This is a genomic window from Pseudomonas sp. 300, from assembly GCF_055803035.1.
The window spans coordinates 371928-390759 of sequence record NZ_JAVLRV010000003.1 but is presented as its reverse complement, the minus strand read 5'-3'; the positions used below and the strand labels follow the sequence as shown (position 1 = coordinate 390759).

At 59.4% G+C, this 18832-nt stretch carries 14 protein-coding genes; 9 read left to right on the top strand and 5 right to left on the bottom strand.

From position 1 onward, the window contains the following. Positions 1-78: 78 nt before the first annotated feature. The 4 genes from Q7W83_RS27155 (at position 79) to gcvP (ending at position 6497) form a co-directional block, all read left to right on the top strand. The gene (locus tag Q7W83_RS27155; protein WP_473658085.1) at positions 79-1695 is read left to right on the top strand and encodes an ABC transporter permease; all 1617 of its coding nucleotides are present in this window, start codon (positions 79-81) and stop codon (positions 1693-1695) included. A gap of 156 nt (positions 1696-1851) precedes the next feature. Next, positions 1852-2934: a glycine cleavage system aminomethyltransferase GcvT gene (gene gcvT, locus Q7W83_RS27150; RefSeq protein WP_150653940.1), complete on the top strand. Its 1083-nt coding sequence runs from the start codon at positions 1852-1854 to the stop codon at positions 2932-2934. A 50-nt stretch (positions 2935-2984) separates the two neighbouring features. Then, positions 2985-3368: a glycine cleavage system protein GcvH gene (gene gcvH / locus Q7W83_RS27145; protein ID WP_150632107.1), complete on the top strand. Its 384-nt coding sequence runs from the start codon at positions 2985-2987 to the stop codon at positions 3366-3368. Between the two features lie 255 nt (positions 3369-3623). After that, positions 3624-6497, top strand: a complete 2874-nt coding sequence (gene gcvP, locus Q7W83_RS27140) for an aminomethyl-transferring glycine dehydrogenase (protein WP_473658083.1) — start codon at positions 3624-3626, stop codon at positions 6495-6497. Between the two features lie 168 nt (positions 6498-6665). On the opposite strand, the gene Q7W83_RS27135 is transcribed toward gcvP, so the two are convergent. The 3 genes from Q7W83_RS27135 to Q7W83_RS27125 form a co-directional block, all read right to left on the bottom strand. After that, complete coding sequence (locus Q7W83_RS27135; protein ID WP_134420813.1) at positions 6666-6983, bottom strand: DUF2388 domain-containing protein; 318 nt, start codon at positions 6981-6983, stop codon at positions 6666-6668. A 73-nt stretch (positions 6984-7056) separates the two neighbouring features. Beyond that, positions 7057-8841, bottom strand: coding sequence for a type IV pilus assembly ATPase TfpB (tfpB, locus tag Q7W83_RS27130; protein ID WP_150632109.1), 1785 nt, complete (start codon positions 8839-8841; stop codon positions 7057-7059). Between the two features lie 90 nt (positions 8842-8931). After that, positions 8932-9270: a hypothetical protein gene (locus tag Q7W83_RS27125; protein WP_150632110.1), complete on the bottom strand. Its 339-nt coding sequence runs from the start codon at positions 9268-9270 to the stop codon at positions 8932-8934. A gap of 126 nt (positions 9271-9396) precedes the next feature. On the opposite strand from Q7W83_RS27125, the gene Q7W83_RS27120 reads away from it, so the two are divergent. After that, positions 9397-9861 (top strand): Lrp/AsnC family transcriptional regulator, encoded by a 465-nt coding sequence (locus Q7W83_RS27120; protein ID WP_008024235.1) that lies wholly within the window; start codon positions 9397-9399, stop codon positions 9859-9861. Between the two features lie 109 nt (positions 9862-9970). Here Q7W83_RS27120 and Q7W83_RS27115 read toward each other — a convergent pair whose 3' ends face one another. Continuing rightward, positions 9971-11338, bottom strand: coding sequence for a CYTH domain-containing protein (locus Q7W83_RS27115; protein WP_150632111.1), 1368 nt, complete (start codon positions 11336-11338; stop codon positions 9971-9973). A 156-nt stretch (positions 11339-11494) separates the two neighbouring features. On the opposite strand from Q7W83_RS27115, the gene argE reads away from it, so the two are divergent. Both argE and argA read left to right on the top strand, forming a co-directional pair. Next, positions 11495-12664: an acetylornithine deacetylase gene (gene argE, locus Q7W83_RS27110; RefSeq protein WP_150632112.1), complete on the top strand. Its 1170-nt coding sequence runs from the start codon at positions 11495-11497 to the stop codon at positions 12662-12664. 266 nt (positions 12665-12930) lie between these two features. After that, positions 12931-14229: an amino-acid N-acetyltransferase gene (gene argA / locus Q7W83_RS27105; protein ID WP_150632113.1), complete on the top strand. Its 1299-nt coding sequence runs from the start codon at positions 12931-12933 to the stop codon at positions 14227-14229. 102 nt (positions 14230-14331) lie between these two features. On the opposite strand, the gene tauA is transcribed toward argA, so the two are convergent. Further along, entirely contained in the window at positions 14332-15321 is a 990-nt protein-coding gene (gene tauA / locus Q7W83_RS27100; protein WP_473658078.1) for a taurine ABC transporter substrate-binding protein, read from the bottom strand. Positions 15322-15657: 336 nt separating this feature from the next. Here tauA and Q7W83_RS27095 point away from each other — a divergent pair, with 336 nt between their 5' ends. Both Q7W83_RS27095 and Q7W83_RS27090 read left to right on the top strand, forming a co-directional pair. Continuing rightward, positions 15658-17010: an OprD family outer membrane porin gene (locus Q7W83_RS27095; protein WP_473658074.1), complete on the top strand. Its 1353-nt coding sequence runs from the start codon at positions 15658-15660 to the stop codon at positions 17008-17010. 373 nt (positions 17011-17383) lie between these two features. Further along, the gene (locus tag Q7W83_RS27090; RefSeq protein WP_473658072.1) at positions 17384-18745 is read left to right on the top strand and encodes an OprD family porin; all 1362 of its coding nucleotides are present in this window, start codon (positions 17384-17386) and stop codon (positions 18743-18745) included. The last annotated feature ends 87 nt before the right edge of the window (positions 18746-18832 follow it).

The window sequence follows — 18832 nt, the reverse complement described above, 5'->3', positions numbered from 1 at the left end:
TCGAAGCGTGACGCAGAGCGTCACAAGATGTGTGCCCACGCAGAGCGTGGGCATAATCATTTAAACGAGAGCTTTTCCTTGGCCCACCCCGCCCAACGTCGCTGGTATCCCTTGGTCTTCGCCATTGCTGCGTTGGTCTTGCTGCCCCTCAGCGTTCTGTTGCTCTCCTGGCAAATCATCGATCATCAAATCTGGTCCCACCTCTGGGACACGCAGATGCCGCGGCTGCTGGGCAACACGCTGACCCTGGTGCTCGGCGTCGGTGTCGGTGTAACGCTGTTGGGCGTCAGTCTCGCCTGGCTGACCAGCCTCTGCGAGTTTCCCGGTCGGCGCTGGCTGGATTGGGCGTTGATGCTGCCGTTCGCGATTCCCGCCTATGTGTTGGCTTTCGTCTTCGTCGGGCTGCTGGATTTTGCCGGTCCCGTTCAAACGTTGATGCGCGAATGGTTCGGCACGGGTCTGCGATTCCCGCGAGTCCGCTCGACCGGCGGCGTCATCCTCGTTCTGGTGCTGGTTTTTTATCCCTACGTTTATTTGCTGGCGCGCACCGCGTTTCTGGCACAGGGCAAAGGCCTGATGGAAGCGGCGCGAGTCCTGGGGCAGTCGCCGTGGCAAGCATTCTGGCGAGTGGCCTTGCCAATGGCGCGCCCGGCCATCGGCGCGGGTGTGGCATTGGCGCTGATGGAAACCCTGGCGGATTTCGGTGCGGTGTCGGTGTTCAACTTCGACACGTTCACGACGGCGATCTACAAAACCTGGTACGGCTTCTTCAGCCTTTCGACTGCCACACAACTGGCCAGCCTGTTGCTGTTGGTGGTGATGGTGGTGTTGTACGGCGAGCGCCGCGCACGCGGGGCCAACCGCACAAGCAACGAACGACCACGAGTCAAAGCGTTGTATCACCTGCGCGGCCTCAAGGCGTTGGCGGCGATGAGCTGGTGCGGTCTGGTGTTTGCCTGCGCTTTTGTCATTCCGGTGCTGCAACTGATGGTGTGGTTCTGGCAGCGCGGGCGTTTCGATCTGGATGAGCGGTACACCGGGCTTATTGTTCATACGTTGTACCTGGGCGGCATGGCGGCGCTGATCACCGTCAGCGTCGCGCTGATACTGGCCTTTGCCCGGCGCCTGGCGCCAACCCGGGCGATTCGTTCCGCTGTGAGCCTGGCCAACCTCGGCTACGCGCTACCGGGTTCGGTGCTGGCGGTGTCGATCATGCTGGCGTTCAGTTACCTGGATCGCGAGCTGGTGATTCCGCTGTCGGGATGGTTGGGCGGAGCCGGAAAACCGTTGCTGTTGGGCAGTCTGTCGGCCTTGCTGTTGGCCTATCTGGTGCGTTTCATCGCGGTAGCTTATGGGCCGCTGGAAAGCAGTCTGGCGCGAATACGGCCATCTTTGCCCGAAGCAGCACGTAGCCTTGGGGTCAGTGGGCCACGACTGTTTTTCAAAGTGTATCTGCCGTTATTGCTGCCCGGCACATTGAGCGCTGCGTTGCTGGTGTTCGTCGACGTCCTCAAGGAAATGCCTGCGACCCTGCTGATGCGGCCGTTTGGCTGGGACACGCTGGCCGTGCGCATCTTCGAAATGACCAGTGAGGGCGAGTGGGCGAGGGCATCATTGCCGGCGCTGACCCTGGTTTTGGTCGGGCTGTTACCGGTCATCGGATTGATTCGACGTTCGGCGCATCGAAACACCTAGGTGCCAGTCCTACACCTTGAGGCTACAATGCGCGGCATTCGGTGCGGTCCGTCCTACAGACCCGGTCGCTGAAATCGGCTTAAAGCCTTCTATATCAAGGCTTTCACTCCGTACAGCACCGGCCCGCACCTTCGCCACGCCCGGAAGGAGAAACCCATGGGACAGCGTACGCCTCTGTATGACCTTCATCTCGCCCTCGGCGCGAAGATGGTCGATTTTGGCGGTTGGGATATGCCTTTGCATTACGGCTCGCAGGTCGAGGAACACCATCAGGTGCGCCGCGATTGCGGGGTTTTCGATGTATCCCACATGACCGTGATCGATGTCAGCGGCGGGCAGGCCAAGGCCTGGCTCCAGCATTTGCTGACCAACGACGTCGAACGTCTGCACAGCCCCGGCCGTGCCTTGTACAGCACCATGCTCAATGAGCGTGGCGGCATCGTCGACGACATGATCGTCTATCGCCTCGACGACGGTTATCGCCTGGTGGTCAACGCCTCCACCCGCGATCAGGACCTGGCGTGGATGCAGGCGCACCTCGACGGCTTCGATGTGCAGCTTAACGAGCGTTCCGAACTGGCGATGCTGGCCATTCAAGGCCCTCATGCCCGACACAAAATCTCCGAACTGGTGACCCAGTCTCGCGGCAACCTGATCCAGTTGCTCAAGCCGTTCGAAGGCCAGCCTGACGGTGACTGGTTCATCGCACGCACCGGTTACACCGGCGAAGACGGTCTGGAAATCATTTTGCCGGCCGATCAGGCTCCGGGCTTCTTCAACGATCTGGTCGGCGCGGGCATCTCGCCGATTGGCCTCGGGGCGCGAGATACGCTGCGTGTCGAAGCCGGCATGAACCTGTACGGTCAGGATATTCATCAAGACGTTTCACCGCTGGCCTCGAACATGGCCTGGAGCATCGCCTGGGAGCCGGCCACTCGCCAGTTCATCGGACGCGACGCTCTCGAAGCCGAACGGGCGGGTGGCGTGCAGCACAAACTGGTGGGGCTGGTCCTTGAGGAGCGTGGGGTTTTGCGCGCTCATCAGGTGGTCCGAATCGCCGAAGTTGGCGAAGGAGAGATCACCAGTGGTAGTTTCTCTCCTACGCTTAGCAAGTCGATTGCACTGGCGCGCGTGCCAATGGCGACTGCCGACCGCGCAGAAGTGGAAATCCGTGGCAAGTGGTACCCGGTCCGAGTGGTCAAACCGACCTTCGTACGCCATGGTAAAACCTTGATCTAACCTTTTCTGGCGGGCAACGACCGCTGACAATTTTCTTGAGGACACAGAACATGAGCGATATCCCTGCCGACCTGCGTTTTGCCGAAAGTCATGAATGGGCCCGTCTAGAAGCTGATGGCACCGTCACTGTGGGCATCAGCGATCACGCTCAGGAAGCCTTGGGCGATGTGGTGTTCGTTGAACTGACCGAAGTCGGAACCACCTTCGCTGCTGGCGATCAATCCGGTGTCGTTGAATCGGTTAAAGCCGCGTCCGACATCTATTCCCCGGTTGCCGGTGAAGTGATCGCGATCAACGAAGAACTGAGCGCAACCCCGGAACTGCTCAACTCCGACCCGTACGGTGCCTGGATCTTCAAATTGAAGCCAAGCAACACGGCTGATCTGGAGAAGCTGCTGGATGCGGCTGGCTACAAGGCCGCCATCGGCGAGTAAGCCTTCAGCGTCACCCAAAGCCCCGACTAGTCGGGGCTTTTTATTGGGACGGTTTTCCCCTGGCAGGCGCGAGCTTGCTCACGATGAGGGGTTTACATTCAACATTGATGTTGACTGATCTACCGTCATCGCGAGCAGGCTCGCTCCCACAGGGTAGGTGTCAACTTCCCACAGAGATTCGCTGTTGGCAGTGGCTGCTATGCTGGTTTGACCGTGTTGCATCGACGTTGAGCGCCAGTCAAGAGAGAGCCCGTCATGTCCCAGTTGCCGTCCTTGAGCCAGTTACGCGACCCCAATGCCTTCCTTCGCCGCCACCTCGGCCCCGATGCCGCCGAGCAGCAGGCGATGCTCGACAGTCTCGGTGTCGGCAGCCGAGTCGAACTGATCGAGCAGACAGTGCCGCCGGGAATTCGCCTGAACCGGGCGCTTGACCTGCCACCCGCCCTCGACGAAGAAGCCGCGTTGGCCAAACTGCGTGGCTACGCCGAGCAGAACCAGGTCTGGACCAGCCTGATCGGCATGGGCTACCACGGCACGCTGACGCCGACTGTCATCTTGCGTAACGTCCTGGAAAATCCCGGTTGGTACACCGCTTACACGCCGTATCAACCCGAGATCGCCCAAGGTCGACTCGAAGCGCTGCTGAATTTCCAGCAATTGACCATCGACCTCACCGGCCTGGAGCTGGCCAACGCCTCGCTGCTGGACGAAGCCACGGCGGCAGCGGAAGCGATGGCCCTGGCCAAGCGTGTCGCCAAGTCCAGAAGCAATCTGTTCTTCGTCGATGAAAACTGTCATCCGCAGACCATTTCCGTGGTGCAGACCCGTGCCGAAGGTTTCGGTTTCGAGCTGATCATCGACTCTGTGGATAACTTGAAACAGCACCAGGTGTTCGGCGCGCTGCTGCAGTATCCCGACACCCATGGCGAGATTCGCGATCTGCGTCCGTTGATCGATCACCTGCACGCCCAGCAAGCCCTGGCCTGCGTCGCCACCGATCTGCTGAGCCTGTTGTTGCTGACGCCGCCCGGCGAGTTGGGCGCCGACGTGGTGTTTGGCTCATCCCAGCGGTTCGGCGTGCCCATGGGGTACGGCGGCCCCCACGCGGCGTTTTTTGCCAGTCGTGATGAATACAAACGAGCGATTCCAGGACGCATCATCGGCGTTTCGAAAGACGCGCGCGGCAATACCGCGTTGCGCATGGCCCTGCAAACCCGTGAGCAACACATCCGCCGGGAGAAGGCCAACTCGAACATCTGCACCGCCCAAGTGCTGCTGGCCAACATCGCCAGTTTCTACGCGGTCTACCACGGTCCGGAAGGGTTGAAGCAGATTGCCCAGCGTGTTCAGCGGCTGACCTGCATCCTCGCGGCGGGTCTGGAGCGGCGCGGCATTGTCCGCTTGAACAAACACTTCTTCGACACGTTGACGCTGGAGGTCGGTGGCACTCAAACCGCGATCATCGAGAGTGCTCACGCGGCACAGATCAACCTGCGAATCCTGGGGCGCGGGCAGTTGGGCCTGAGCCTTGACGAAACTTCTGACGAAAACACCGTGGCGAAGTTGTTCGATGTTTTCCTGGGTGCCGATCATGGGCTCAACGTCGATGAACTGGACGCCGAAACCCTGCCTTCCGGCATTCCTGACGGGCTGCTGCGTACCTCACCTTATTTGCGTCATCCGGTGTTCAGCGCCCATCACAGCGAAACCGAGATGCTGCGTTACCTCAAGCAACTGGAGAACAAGGACCTGGCGCTCAATCAATCGATGATTCCGCTCGGCTCTTGCACCATGAAGCTCAACGCAACCAGCGAAATGATCCCGATCACCTGGCCACAGTTCGCCCATTTGCACCCCTTTGTGCCGAAAGAGCAGGCGGTCGGTTACTCGCTGATGATCGAAGAGCTGGAGCGCTGGCTCTGTGCAATCACCGGTTTCGATGCGATCTGCATGCAGCCCAACTCTGGCGCGCAAGGCGAGTACGCCGGGTTGCTGGCGATTCGCAAATACCACGAGAGTCGGCATCAAGGAGCGCGGGAGATCTGCCTGATTCCGTCCTCGGCCCACGGGACCAATCCTGCCTCGGCGCAAATGGCCGGGATGCGCGTGGTGATCGTCGAGTGCGATGAAGCGGGCAACGTCGACCTCGATGACCTTAAGGAAAAAGCCGCGGCTGCCGGTGACAAACTGGCCTGCCTGATGGCGACGTATCCTTCGACCCATGGTGTGTACGAGGAAGGCATCAGCGAGATCTGTGAAGTTATCCACCACCATGGCGGTCAGGTGTACATGGATGGCGCCAACCTCAATGCGCAAGTCGGGCTGGCGCGGCCGGCGGACATTGGCGCCGACGTTTCCCATATGAACTTGCACAAGACCTTTTGCATTCCCCACGGCGGTGGCGGTCCGGGCATGGGGCCGATTGGCGTGCGGGCACACTTGGCTCCGTTCGTGGCCAACCACCCGGTGGTGGCAATTGAAGGCCCGTTGCCGCAGAACGGCGCAGTCAGCGCCGCGCCTTGGGGCAGTGCGAGCATTCTGCCGATCAGCTGGATGTACATCGCGATGATGGGGCCGCAACTGGCGGACGCCAGCGAAGTGGCGATCCTCGCCGCGAATTACCTGGCGCAGCATTTGTCCGGTGCGTTCCCGGTGCTCTACACGGGGCGCAACGAGCGGGTGGCCCACGAGTGCATTCTCGACCTGCGGCCACTCAAGGCACTGACCGGCATCAGCGAAGAGGACGTCGCCAAGCGCCTGATGGACTATGGCTTTCATGCGCCGACCATGTCGTTTCCCGTGCCGGGGACCTTGATGGTCGAGCCGACCGAAAGTGAATCGAAGGCGGAACTGGACCGGTTTATCGGGGCGATGCTGAGTATCCGAGCGGAGATCACTGAGGTGCAAAACGGCAACTGGCCGGCGGAAGACAATCCGTTGAAACGGGCCCCGCATACGTTGGCCGACATCACCGGGGTGTGGGAGCGGCCGTACAGCATCGAGCAGGCCGTTACGCCGGATGCGCACACCAAGGCGCACAAGTATTGGCCAGTGGTGAATCGGGTCGATAACGTCTACGGCGACCGCAACCTGTTTTGCGCGTGCGTGCCCGTGGATGATTACCGCTGAGGACGCCGATCAAATGTGGGAGCTAGCCTGCTAGCGATAGCGGTGTAACAGTCGCAGATGATGTCGACTGATCCACCGCTATCGCTAGCAGGCTAGCTCCCACAGGGGGATTTGTGTTGGGCATAAAAATGCCGCTCGGTTGAGCGGCATTTTGTTCGGCTGAAAAGCTTACTCGGAAGCGACGGCATTCTTCGCCAGGATCGCGTTCGCCAGTTCCATGTCCGTGGCTTGCAGGCCCGGGTTGTCTGCGCGGACTTTCTGCATTGCGGCTTCCAGGTAAGGGCCGCGGATGCCGCCGTCGCTGGCGACGAAACTGCCGGCATCGTCCTGGGCGGCAATGATCAGTTTGTGATCCTTGAACGTCAGGTAAGTCGAGCCGGTGGTTGCACCGGATGAAATGACGTTACGCCAAAAGCTGTCGGCCATTGCCGAACCGACTGGAAGGGACAACAGGGCGATGGTAGCGACAGCAAGTTTGAGACGCATGATGGGTGACTCCACTGGGTTAACTACGGGGTTGGATTGCCAATGGCCCTGTCGAGTTCCATCACGGCAGCCGCTACTTCTGCTCACTCTGCGGCGTCACCCGCAGCACCTCCTCGATCGTTGTCAAACCCGCGGCGACTTTCTGTGCGCCCGACAGTCGCAAACTGCGCATGCCCTCCTTGAACGCCTGGCGCCGGATCGCCAGCAGATCGGTGTCGGGGTTGATCAGCGCTTTGAGGCCATCGGTCAGTTGCATGATTTCGTACACCCCGGCGCGACCGCGATAGCCGGTGTCGCGGCACTCCAGACAGCCGATGGCGCGCTGGGCATTGCCCGGCAGCGGTGCCTGCCAGGGTTTGGTCAGGGTTTGCCAGTCTTCTTCGCTCAGTGTCTGCGGTGCCTTGCAGTGCGGGCACAACGTTCTGACCAGTCGCTGCGCCATGACGCCGAGCACCGTGGCCTTGATCAGGTAATGCGGTACGCCGAGTTCCAGCAGGCGGCTGATGGCGCTGGGTGCGTCATTGGTGTGCAGCGTCGATAGCACCAGGTGGCCCGTGAGCGCGGCCTGAATCGCCATTTCAGCCGTCTCCAGGTCACGGATCTCGCCGATCATGATGATGTCCGGGTCCTGTCGCATCAGTGCGCGCACCCCGGCGGCGAAGGTCAGGTCGATGTTGTGCTGGACCTGCATCTGGTTGAACGCCGGTTCCACCATTTCGATCGGGTCTTCGATGGTGCAGAGGTTGACCTCCGGTGTCGCCAGTTTCTTCAACGTGGTGTAGAGCGTGGTGGTCTTGCCCGAACCGGTAGGCCCGGTCACGAGGATGATGCCGTTGGGCTGGGTCGTCATGTCCTGCCAGCGGCGCAAGTCTTCGGCGGAGAAACCCAGTTGATCGAAATCCTTGAGCAGCACCTCCGGGTCGAAGATTCGCATGACCATTTTTTCGCCGAACGCCGTCGGCAGCGTCGACAGCCGCAGTTCGACTTCACCCCCGTCCGGGGTTTTGGTCTTGACCCGGCCGTCCTGGGGTTTGCGTTTTTCCGCGACGTTCATCCGCCCGAGGCTCTTCAGGCGACTGACAATTGCCATGGTCACCTGCGGCGGGAATTGATAGACGTTGTGCAACACACCGTCGATGCGAAAACGCACAGTGCCCTGCTCGCGCCGGGGCTCGATGTGGATATCGCTGGCACGCTGCTGGAAGGCGTACTGGAACAGCCAATCGACAATATTGACGATGTGCGCGTCGTTGGCGTCCGGCTCCTGATCGCTGGCGCCAAGATTGAGCAGCTGTTCGAAGTTGCCCAGGGTGCTGGTCTGTTGATCGGCGTTGGTCGCACCGCTGACCGATTTGGCCAAGCGAAAAAACTCCACGCTGAAGCGCTGGATATCCACCGGGTTGGCCACTACACGCTTGATCGGCAGCTTCAACACGTGGGTCAGGTCGGCTTCCCAGCCTTTGACGTAGGGCTGGGCGCTGGCCACGGTCACCGCGTCGCGATCGATGGACACCGCGAGAATCTTGTGGCGCTGGGCGAAGGCGTAGGACATCAGTGGCGTAACGGCCGCAACGTTGATTTTCAGCGGATCGATGCGCAGGTAAGGCTGACCGGCCTGCTGCGACAACCACAGGGTCAGGCTTTCCAGGTCAAGGTGTTTGCCGGGACGGCTGAGGTCGTCCAGCTGTTGGCTGGCGATGAACTCCAGCGGATGCATCTGGCCATTGGCGGCGTGACGGCGGCGGGCATTCAGCGCGTGCTCGGCCGAGTCCTGGCTGATAAAGCCCTGGGCGACCAGTTCGCGCAGCAAATCATTGAGATCCAGCCAGCGGTCCTGAAGGGCAAGTTGAACGGACATGCGGGCTCCTCGTGAACAACAGTTCGCAAAGGATAGTCGCGGACCTGCCGACCGTTGGGCCACTACCCGACGAAGCCGTATCGAGTTTTTTCAGCCAGCCGCCTGAGCGGCTTCAACCCACGCGGAATCAGACGCTTGCAGGTCCACCGAGCAGACGCTGATCAGGTTACGCAATTTTTCCGCGATCACTTGAGCACGGTGCCAGCTCAGCTCGTCCATGACGATGTCGATTGCCAGCAGATCGCCCGTGCGCTGCACATTGACCTGTTGCGGGGTCAGGCACTGCAACGCGAACAGATTGAGCGCCCGACACAGCAGGTCCGGTTCGGCTTCGGCCAGCAACTGATAGTGCACGCGACAGTGAGCGTTGCTGGCGTTCCAGACATCAGCGCGGGTGGGCGGGGTGTTGACGGCTTCAAGATGCGGCATGGTTGGTCTCCAAAATCACTGGAGGAATTTTTACATTCGATGCCGGGCATTTCTTATCTATGATGGGGCTTATTGGCGATTTATCGAATCGTACTATTCAACAAGACATCGATTACAGGTTTTTCTATGCAAAGCGAGCTGGATGGCTACGACCGCAAGATTCTGGCGTTGCTGCAAGAGGACGCTTCGCTCTCCAGCGCGCAGATCGCCGAGCAGGTGGGGCTCTCGCAGTCGCCGTGCTGGCGGCGGATTCAGCGGATGAAGGAGGAGGGGATCATTCGCGGTCAGGTGACGCTGCTGGACCGGAAGAAGATCGGGCTCAACACGCAGATTTTTGCCGAGGTCAAACTCAACGCACATGGGCGTTCGAACTTCACGGAGTTCACCGAAGCGATTCGCGGTTTTCCCGAAGTGCTGGAGTGTTATGTGCTGATGGGGTCGGTGGATTTCTTGTTGCGGATTGTCACGGCGGACATCGAGGCGTATGAGCGGTTTTTCTTTGAGAAGCTGTCGATGGTGCCGGGGATTCAGGAGGTGAACTCGATTGTGGCGTTGTCGGAAATCAAGTCGACCACCAGCTTGCCGGTCTGAAGATGTTGTGGTGAATGTGCGGGCCTCATCGCTAGCAGGCTCGCTCCCACACTGGTTTTGTGGCTTGCACAAATTCAATGTGGGAGCCAGCCTGCTGGCGATGGCGGTCTTACATGCGCAGCAGCATTTTCCAGGCACGATTCTGATACACGGCAATCGCCTGCTGCTTGCGCGCGTCCAGCGATTCTTCGGTGATCGGCTCGTTGGCCAGCTGCGCAAGCTGCTTCAGCTCGCCGTACAGTCGATCCATTTCCGGGATTTCCAGCACGTTGCGGGCGTGGTGCAGCCAGGCCTGGATGCGCTCGATGCGCGGCAGTTGCTCGGCCAGATCTTCCGGCTGCTGCTGGTAACGCTGCAATTGCAGGGAGGTCGCTTCTTCACCGAGCAAGCGCGGCAACCAGCTACCCAGTTGTGCAGCGCCCTGGCGATTGCCGCGAACATTGCGATCGGCGGCCCAGGTGCGGGCCAGCAACCAGCGCGAGGTGTTCAGCGAGAACAGGCCCCAGCGCGGGTCTTCGAGTTCTTCGAGGAACTGCTCCGGCGCCGCTTTGCGCACGTCTTCGTCGTCCAGACCGGCTTGAACCAGCGGGCGCCAGTCTTCAAGCAAGGCATCCAGCGCGAGACGCAGGTCGTGCGTCGACTGACGCGGCGCGGCCTGGCCAAGGCTGCTCAGCAGGGCGCGCAATTCAGCGAGGTTTTCCACCCAGTCTTGCAACAGACGCCAGTGGCCGTTGAAGCGATATTGCTCGGCCAGACGCTGGCTGCTGCTCAGCAAATGCCAGCTCAACGCGGCGAACGCGTCGTCCAGCGGCATTTCGGTGCTGATCTGCGGCGCCGGCAGGCTCAACGAATAGCTGTTGGCATCGTACAAGCGATAACCGCGTTCGGCCTTGCTGATGTCACACGGCATCAGGGCCAGGGTCGCGGCCAGTTCGGCGGCCAGCTCCAGCAGCGCGGCCGGTTCGCCTTCGCGCAGTTCCAGTTCCAGCTCGCAGATTTCTTCTTTCTGCTTGCCGACCACCACGTGGCCCAAGTCCAGCGCCGCTTCGATGACCACTTTGGTCTTGCCACGGCCCCAGGCGATTTCGGCGCGTTCGCGGACGAAATCGGTGGTGAAAATCGGCTTCAGGGTTTTCTTGTCCAGTTCGGCCAGCTCTTCAGGCCAGCATTCGCCGTCGAGTTTTTTCACGTCGAGCTTGGCTTTGGGCAGGTTCCAGTCGTATTCGTTACGCTCGGACAAACCGGCGACGCTCTGGCCACGGGTCTTGAGAGTCTGGATGACTTCTTCGCCATCACGGCGCAGGCGCAGGGCCACCTTGGCACGGGCCAGGTCGCGCTCAGGCGTGTCGAAGTACTGGTTCATCAGTTCACGGCGTTCCCAGCCACTTTTGTTGCGTTTTTTCAGGAGCGGGTGCTCGCGCAGGGCGGCGAGGGTTTCGCGGCTGACGCGGAGTTTGATTTCGGTTTCTTTCTGCATGGCCGGAAAATCCAGGATCGGGAGCGCAGCCGGGGGAATATGTGGCTGCCAAGGTCGTGCAGTGTACAGGACTCGTTCGTCCTACGCGCCGCGACGGTTTATTCCTGTCGCTGGATGGCTCTATGATGGACTTCAATTCGGGAGTTGGAGTCAGCGATGCCGTTGCCATCGATGAAAGATCAGTTCGCTGCGCTGATTGCCGCACCATCGGTCAGCTGTACCCAGGCCAGCCTCGATCAGACCAACCGTCCGGTGATCGACTTGCTGGCGACGTGGCTCGGTGATTTGGGTTTTGCCTGTGATATTCAGCAGGTCAGCCCCGGCAAATTCAACCTGCTGGCCAGTTTTGGCTCCGGCCCCGGCGGTCTGGTGCTCGCCGGGCATAGCGACACGGTGCCGTTCGATGGCGCGTTGTGGCAGACCGATCCGCTGAAGCTGACCGAAGTCGATGGCCGTTGGGTTGGTCTGGGCAGTTGCGACATGAAAGGCTTTTTTGCCCTCGCCATCGAAGCCGTCATTCCCTTGCTCGACCAACCGTTCAAGCAACCGTTGCTGATCCTTGCCACCTGCGATGAAGAAAGCTCGATGTCCGGTGCCCGTGCGTTGGCCGCAGCCGGGCGGCCATTGGGCCGTGCAGCGGTGATTGGCGAACCGACCGGGCTCAAGCCGATCCGCATGCACAAAGGCATCATGATGGAGCGTATCGACATTCTCGGTCAGAGCGGCCATTCCTCCGATCCGCGCCTGGGCCATAGCGCCCTCGAAGCCATGCACGATGCGATTGGCGAACTGCGGGGCCTGCGCCTGCTATGGCAGCGTGAGTTTCGCAATCCGCAGTTCGGCGTGCCGACACCGACCCTGAACTTCGGCTGCATCCATGGCGGGGATAACCCCAACCGGATTTGCGGCCAGTGCTCACTGGAATTCGACCTGCGTCCGTTGCCGGGCATGGACCCCAAGGTGCTGCGCGCGGAGATTCTGCAGAGACTCAAGCCGGTTGCCGAGCGTCATCAGGTGAAGATCGATTACGCGCCGCTGTTCCCTGAAGTGCCGCCCTTCGAGCAGGCCGAGGACGCCGAATTGGTCCGCATCGCGGAACAGCTCACCGGTCATCGCGCCGAAGCAGTGGCGTTCGGGACGGAAGCGCCTTATCTTCAACGCCTTGGCTGCGAAACGCTGGTGCTTGGCCCGGGTGACATCGCATGTGCTCACCAACCGGGGGAATACCTCGAAATGTCACGTTTGCAGCCTACCGTGCATCTATTACGTCAACTGATCGAACATTACTGCCTGACGCCGGCTCAAACGCCAGAGTCAGTCGGTTGAGCACCATCCATGTGGGAGCGAGCCTGCTCGCAATGGCGGTCTTTCATTCAACATCCATGTTGACTGGTCTGGCCTCATCGCGAGCAGGCTCGCTCCCACAGGGTCTGTGTCATGACCGACAAAGTGTATAAATTGCCGATGTTTAAACCCGTATTCATGAGGAGAGCTCGCGTGTTGCCAAGCCTGTTCCGACGATAACCATCAGCCCGCTGTGCGTTTTCTGTTTCGCCCATTTTTTGGCTGCTATTTATTACAGGCCCAGGTTCATGCCCGAATACGTTAATTGGCTTCGTCACGCTTCGCCTTATATCAATGCCCACCGTGATTGCACCTTCGTCGTCATGCTGCCCGGCGACGGCGTGGAACACCCGAATTTCGGCAACATCGTCCACGACCTCGTGCTGCTGCACAGCCTCGGCGTGCGACTGGTGCTGGTTCACGGCTCACGGCCACAAATTGAAACCCGTCTCGCTGCACGCGGCCTGACCCCGCATTACCACCACGGCATGCGCATCACCGATGCGGCAACGCTGGAGTGTGTGATCGACGCGGTGGGACAGCTGCGTATCGCCATCGAAGCGCGCCTGTCCATGGACATGGCCTCGTCGCCGATGCAGGGCTCGCGCCTGCGGGTGGCCAGCGGCAACCTGGTGACCGCACGGCCGATCGGTGTGCTCGAAGGTGTCGACTATCACCACACCGGCGAAGTGCGCCGGGTTGACCGCAAAGGCATCAATCGCCTGCTGGACGAGCGCTCCATCGTGCTGTTGTCGCCGTTGGGCTACTCGCCGACCGGTGAGATTTTCAACCTCGCTTGCGAAGACGTCGCCACCCGCGCGGCCATCGATCTGGGTGCAGACAAGTTGTTGCTGTTCGGTGCGGACATGGGCTTGATCGATGAAAACGGTCGTCTGGTGCGCGAACTGCGCCCGCAACAAGTGCCGGCGCATTTGCAGCGTCTTGGCAGCAACTATCAGGCCGAGCTGCTGGATGCGGCAGCTGAAGCCTGCCGTGGCGGCGTGGCGCGCAGTCATATCGTCAGTTACGTCGAAAACGGCGCACTGCTGACCGAACTGTTCACCCGTGACGGTGGCGGTACGCTGGTGGCGCAGGAACAATTCGAGGTCGTGCGTGAAGCCGCGATTGAAGACGTTGGCGGTTTGCTGGACTTGATCAGCCCGCTGGAAGAGCAGGGGATTCTGGTGCGTCGCTCTCGCGAAGTGCTGGAGCGAGAGATCGAGCAGTTCAGTGTGGTCGAGCGCGAAGGCATGATCATCGCGTGCGCGGCGTTGTATCAGATTGCCGATTCGGATGCCGGGGAGTTGGCGTGTCTGGCGGTGAACCCGGAGTACCGTCATGGCGGTCGCGGGGATGAGCTGCTGGAACGGATCGAAACCCGGGCCCGGGCTCAGGGGCTGAAGACTCTGTTTGTTCTCACCACCCGGACCGCTCACTGGTTCCGCGAGCGCGGGTTTGTGCCAAGCAGCGTTGAACGCCTGCCGTCGGCGCGGGCGTCTCTGTACAACTATCAGCGTAATTCGAAGATCTTCGAAAAAACCTTGTGACCGTGTCGTTGCCATCGCCGGCAAGCCGGCTCCTGCAGCCTTTGGGTGATCCCATGCAGGAGCCGGCTTGCTGGCGATCGGCGGCAAAGCAAGCGCAAAAAATTACTCGGTGACGAACTTCGCACTGACATACGGCGAGTAATCCGGCAGCACCGTCTCAACCTTGCCTTGTTCCTTCAAGAACTTCGCCGTCTCACCAATCGCCTTCGCCGTGCCGCCGTCCAGCAGCGCGGTGGTTTGTTGCGCCTTGGCGTCCGGGAAGGCCGAACCAGCCAACAATTCCGGCACATCAGCGGCATTGGCGCCGGTCAGTTTGGCGATTTTCTGGACCGGCACCGAATCTGCGGTCCAGCTGTCCTTATGCGCCGCATAGTCGGCGAACGAATCCAGCGTCACCTTGGCGAACTTGGCGACAACCTCCGGATGCTTCTCGGCGTACTCCTTACGCGCCACCCACATTTCAAAGGTCGGCGCGCCCCACTGACCCACCTGTGCGGCGTCAGTCAAGGTCTTGCCGGTCTTGCGAATTTCCCCCAGAGCCGGCGACCAGACGAACGCGCCATCGATGTCGCCGCGCTTCCAGGCTGCAGCGATTTCCGCCGGTTGCAGGTTCACCACTTTGACTTTCGAGGCGTCCAGGCCCCAGTGCTTCAAGGCTCCGAGCAAGCTGTAGTGAGAGGTTGAAACGAACGGTGTGGCGATGGTCTTGCCGATCAGATCTTCCGGTTTGTCGATGCCACTGCCGTTGCGCACCACCAACGCTTCGGCGGCGTTGATCTGGGCAGAAACGATAAACGCGACTATCGGCAGATTGCGCGAGGCGGCCGCAGCCAGTGGGCTTGAGCCGAGGTTGCCGATCTGTACGTCACCCGAAGCGATGGCGGTTACTACTTCCGGCCCACTGTTGAAACGACGCCAGTCAATTTTTTGGCCGATGGTTTTCTCGTACAGTCCATCCGCTTGGGGGACTTTGCTGGGGTCAATGCCGGTTTGATAACCCACGGTGAGGTTCGCGGCATGGGCCGAAAAAGAAAAAAATACCGATACACAAACTGTAACAATTGGATTGGATAGTGCGCGCTTGGTCGTCATGGCATGGCCTTCGATGAGATTGAATGCGGATGCTTTAAATCTAATCGATCTAACAAAATACAAATAAATACCCTTTGGGAATTAGCTTATGAAACGGTTTTTCATTGAGCCAATTCCCAAAGGGTATGAAAAAGAATCGCAGCTTTCTTTTTAGGTTTGTTGACGCGGTCATAAACCTGCATGGACCGAATTGGCGGGGGTTAGACCATGGTCGTAGACACACATGGTTACGATTGACTTGTGGGTCACGGTCTGGCGCTAATCGCCAATCCTAGGATTCCGGGCGTTTGACTCGGGGCCAGGACTACAAGAATTAGAAACGAGAGGAGCTAAACAATGAACAAGTCCACCTTGGCCTTGGCCGTGGCCGTAGGGGTTTTGGCGCAGCAGGCAGGCGCCGCCGGTTTCATCGAAGACAGCAAGGCTTCCGTCAGTTCTCGCACGATGTATTTCAACGCGGATAACCGAGAAGGTACTGCCAACGATCAACGTGAGACTGCTGAAGGTCTCAAGTTCGACTTTCTCTCCGGTTATACCCAAGGTGTGGTCGGTTTCGGTTTTGACGCCCAAGCGCTTGTTGGCATCCATCTTGATGGCGGCCGCGGTCATCACCCGGACAACAACAACTTTTTCCCAAGCGACAGCGACGGCTCGGCATCCGATCCATGGAGCCGCGTAGCGGGTAACGTCAAAGCGCGCTTCTCGAAAACCGAGGCTCACCTGGGTGGGGCGCTGCAACCCAACATGCCGATCCTGGTCGCGAACGACAGCCGTCTGCTTCCACAGACTTTCGAGGGTGGCACCATCACCTCGAAGGAGATCGACAACTTCACGTTCAACGTCGGTCAACTTGAGCATGCAGCGGGTCGCGCATCCTCGAACACCACCGGCCTGGCAGTGGCTGGCGGTACCGAAGAAAGCAACCAGTTCCGTTACGCCGGTGCTGACTGGAAGGTTACCAAGGACCTGACGCTGCAGTACTACCACGCGAACCTGGAAGATTATTACAAGCAAAACTTCTTCGGCCTTGTGCACGTCTTCCCGATCAGCAACAACCAGTCTTTCAAGACCGACCTGCGCTACTTCGACAGCAGCTCCGACGGCAAGAATGGTGATGCGGGTTATCGCTTCAACAACAACAACGGCTACGCCAAGACCCCAGGCGAGGTTGATAACACGACCTGGAGCGCCATGTTCACTTACACCTTGGGTGGCAGTGCTTTCCTGGTCGGTCACCAGCGTGTCAGCGACGACGGCGGTTTCGTTTATCTGAACCAGGGCAACGTGGTCGATGGCAATGGTCGCAACGAAGGGGCGGCGGGCGCCAGCTTCTATCTGTTCACTGACTCGATGATCAACGGTTTCGTCCGTGCAGGCGAAAACACCACCTTCGGTCAGTACACTTATGACTTCGCCTCTCTGGGCGTTCCAGGCCTGAAGGCCTCCGCCTCCTATCTGCGTGGCGAGAACATCAAAGCTTCCAATGGCGTGGGTAAAGACCTGACCGAGTGGGAGCGCGACCTGCGTGTGGATTACGTGATTCAATCGGGCGCATTGAAAGGATTCGGCACCACGCTGCGTCATGGCACATACCGTGGTGACACCCCGAACGCGACCACGAACTCGTCACGCATTGCTGCTCAAGACCAGACCCGTCTGATCTTCAATTACACCTACAGCTTCATGTAACAAGCTTCGCAAGAGAGCCTCGCCGATTGGCGGGGCTTTTTTTTTGCGATTTTTTCATATTCGAATTAGGTATTGCTTAGTAATTTAATATTCTTTTTAGCTTTTAAGATAAATCCCTAAAGTGCATCCCGTCGGGGCCGATACCTAGTGTCCCTTGGCGATCAAAACGCCGTTTTTTATTCCCGTACGGAATGAAAAAGAATGAATTGATTTTTTTTACGTTTACCATGCCGGCCCATTCGCCGCCGTCAGACCTTTGATTTAGACGCATCGGTTGAGTGGCGAGCGGATTGCGGTCAGCGGTACGCGCACATTTCAGGATCCAGAGCATTCGACTCAGGACCGAAAAATTAGAAACGAGAGGAGCGAAACAATGAACAAGTCCACCTTGGCCCTGGCTGTGGCCGTAGGGGTTTTGGCGCAGCAGGCAGGCGCCGCCGGTTTCATCGAAGACAGCAAGGCTACATTGGGGCTGCGTAACTTCTACATCAACACGGATAACCGTGACGGCACTGCCAGCCCAAGTAAAAACGAAGAGTGGGGCCAAGGCTTCGATCTGCGCTTCACTTCCGGTTATACCCAAGGCACTGTCGGCTTCGGTATCGACGCCATCGGCCTGCTGGGTGTACGTCTGGATTCGGGCGGCGGCACTAACGGCAACGTTAACGCCAATGGCACCCCAGGTAACGCTTATGGCGGCACTGTGTTCCCGAGCAAGTCCAACGGCGAAGCGGTTGATAACTTCTCCAGCCTGGGTCTGACTGCCAAAGCCAAGATCTCCCAGACTGAACTGAAGCTGGGTACCTTGCAGCCAAAACTGCCGGTCATCGTGACCAACGACGGGCGTCTGCTGCCACAAACCTTCCAGGGTGGCCAGATCACTTCGGGCGAGATCAAGGACCTGACACTGGTCGGTGGTCAGATCGAGCACGCCAAAGGTCGTAACTCCAGCAACAACGAAGAGTTGTCGATCGCTGGTGCCAACGGTCGCACTGCGGCTGGTCGCGACAGCAACAAATTTTATTACGGTGGCGGTGACTACAAAATCACCAAAGACCTGACTGCCCAGTACTACTACGGCAACCTGGAAGACTTCTACAAGCAGCACTTCCTGGGACTGGTTCACAACTGGGCAATCGGCCCGGGCGTTCTGAAATCCGATCTGCGCTACTTCAATAGCCGGGATGACGGTGCCAACGGTCACGACGCCAACTACTTCACGTCTGGCAACTACAATGCGCCAAACGGTAAAGGTAAGGTCGACAATAACCTGTACAGCGGCCTGTTCCTTTACACCGTTGCCGGTCACACCTTCGGTGGTGGTTATCAGGTCAGCAACGGTAGCAGTGACTTCCCGTGGATTAACCAGGGCGACGGCTCCTCGGCTTACATCATCACTGACATGCAAATCCAGAAGTTCGCCCGTGCCGGCGAGCGCACTTGGCAAGGACGCTACTCGTATGACTTCGCCAAAGTCGGTGTACCAGGTCTGACGGCCGGTGTGGTCTACCTGAAAGGCGATGACATTGATACGTCCAACGCTCGCGGTGGGCAATTGGCTAACGGTGCTTCCGAGTGGGAACGCGACCTGACCCTGGCTTACGTCGTACCAGAAGGTCCGCTGAAAAACCTGGGTTTCATGTGGAAAAACGCTATGTGGCGTACCGACCTGCCGAGCACTCGCTCCCAGGACGAAAACCGCCTGATCGTCAGCTACTCGATCCCGCTGTTGTAATAGCGCTCGCGTAACCGCTGAAAAAAGCCCCGCCCGGCATCACGCCGGGCGGGGCTTTTGCGTTTTCAGGGCGGGGTCACCCCCGTA

What these genes read in the sequence shown, in the direction of transcription:
- Q7W83_RS27115 (WP_150632111.1), bottom strand. Translation starts at nt 11,338, where the DNA reads ATGCAGAAAGAAACCGAAATCAAACTCCGCGTCAGCCGCGAAACCCTC.
- gcvH (WP_150632107.1), top strand. Translation starts at nt 2,985, where the DNA reads ATGAGCGATATCCCTGCCGACCTGCGTTTTGCCGAAAGTCATGAATGG.
- gcvP (WP_473658083.1), top strand. Translation starts at nt 3,624, where the DNA reads ATGTCCCAGTTGCCGTCCTTGAGCCAGTTACGCGACCCCAATGCCTTC.
- Q7W83_RS27090 (WP_473658072.1), top strand. Translation starts at nt 17,384, where the DNA reads ATGAACAAGTCCACCTTGGCCCTGGCTGTGGCCGTAGGGGTTTTGGCG.
- Q7W83_RS27095 (WP_473658074.1), top strand. Translation starts at nt 15,658, where the DNA reads ATGAACAAGTCCACCTTGGCCTTGGCCGTGGCCGTAGGGGTTTTGGCG.
- argA (WP_150632113.1), top strand. Translation starts at nt 12,931, where the DNA reads ATGCCCGAATACGTTAATTGGCTTCGTCACGCTTCGCCTTATATCAAT.
- Q7W83_RS27135 (WP_134420813.1), bottom strand. Translation starts at nt 6,983, where the DNA reads ATGCGTCTCAAACTTGCTGTCGCTACCATCGCCCTGTTGTCCCTTCCA.
- tauA (WP_473658078.1), bottom strand. Translation starts at nt 15,321, where the DNA reads ATGACGACCAAGCGCGCACTATCCAATCCAATTGTTACAGTTTGTGTA.
- argE (WP_150632112.1), top strand. Translation starts at nt 11,495, where the DNA reads ATGCCGTTGCCATCGATGAAAGATCAGTTCGCTGCGCTGATTGCCGCA.
- Q7W83_RS27120 (WP_008024235.1), top strand. Translation starts at nt 9,397, where the DNA reads ATGCAAAGCGAGCTGGATGGCTACGACCGCAAGATTCTGGCGTTGCTG.
- Q7W83_RS27125 (WP_150632110.1), bottom strand. Translation starts at nt 9,270, where the DNA reads ATGCCGCATCTTGAAGCCGTCAACACCCCGCCCACCCGCGCTGATGTC.
- tfpB (WP_150632109.1), bottom strand. Translation starts at nt 8,841, where the DNA reads ATGTCCGTTCAACTTGCCCTTCAGGACCGCTGGCTGGATCTCAATGAT.
- gcvT (WP_150653940.1), top strand. Translation starts at nt 1,852, where the DNA reads ATGGGACAGCGTACGCCTCTGTATGACCTTCATCTCGCCCTCGGCGCG.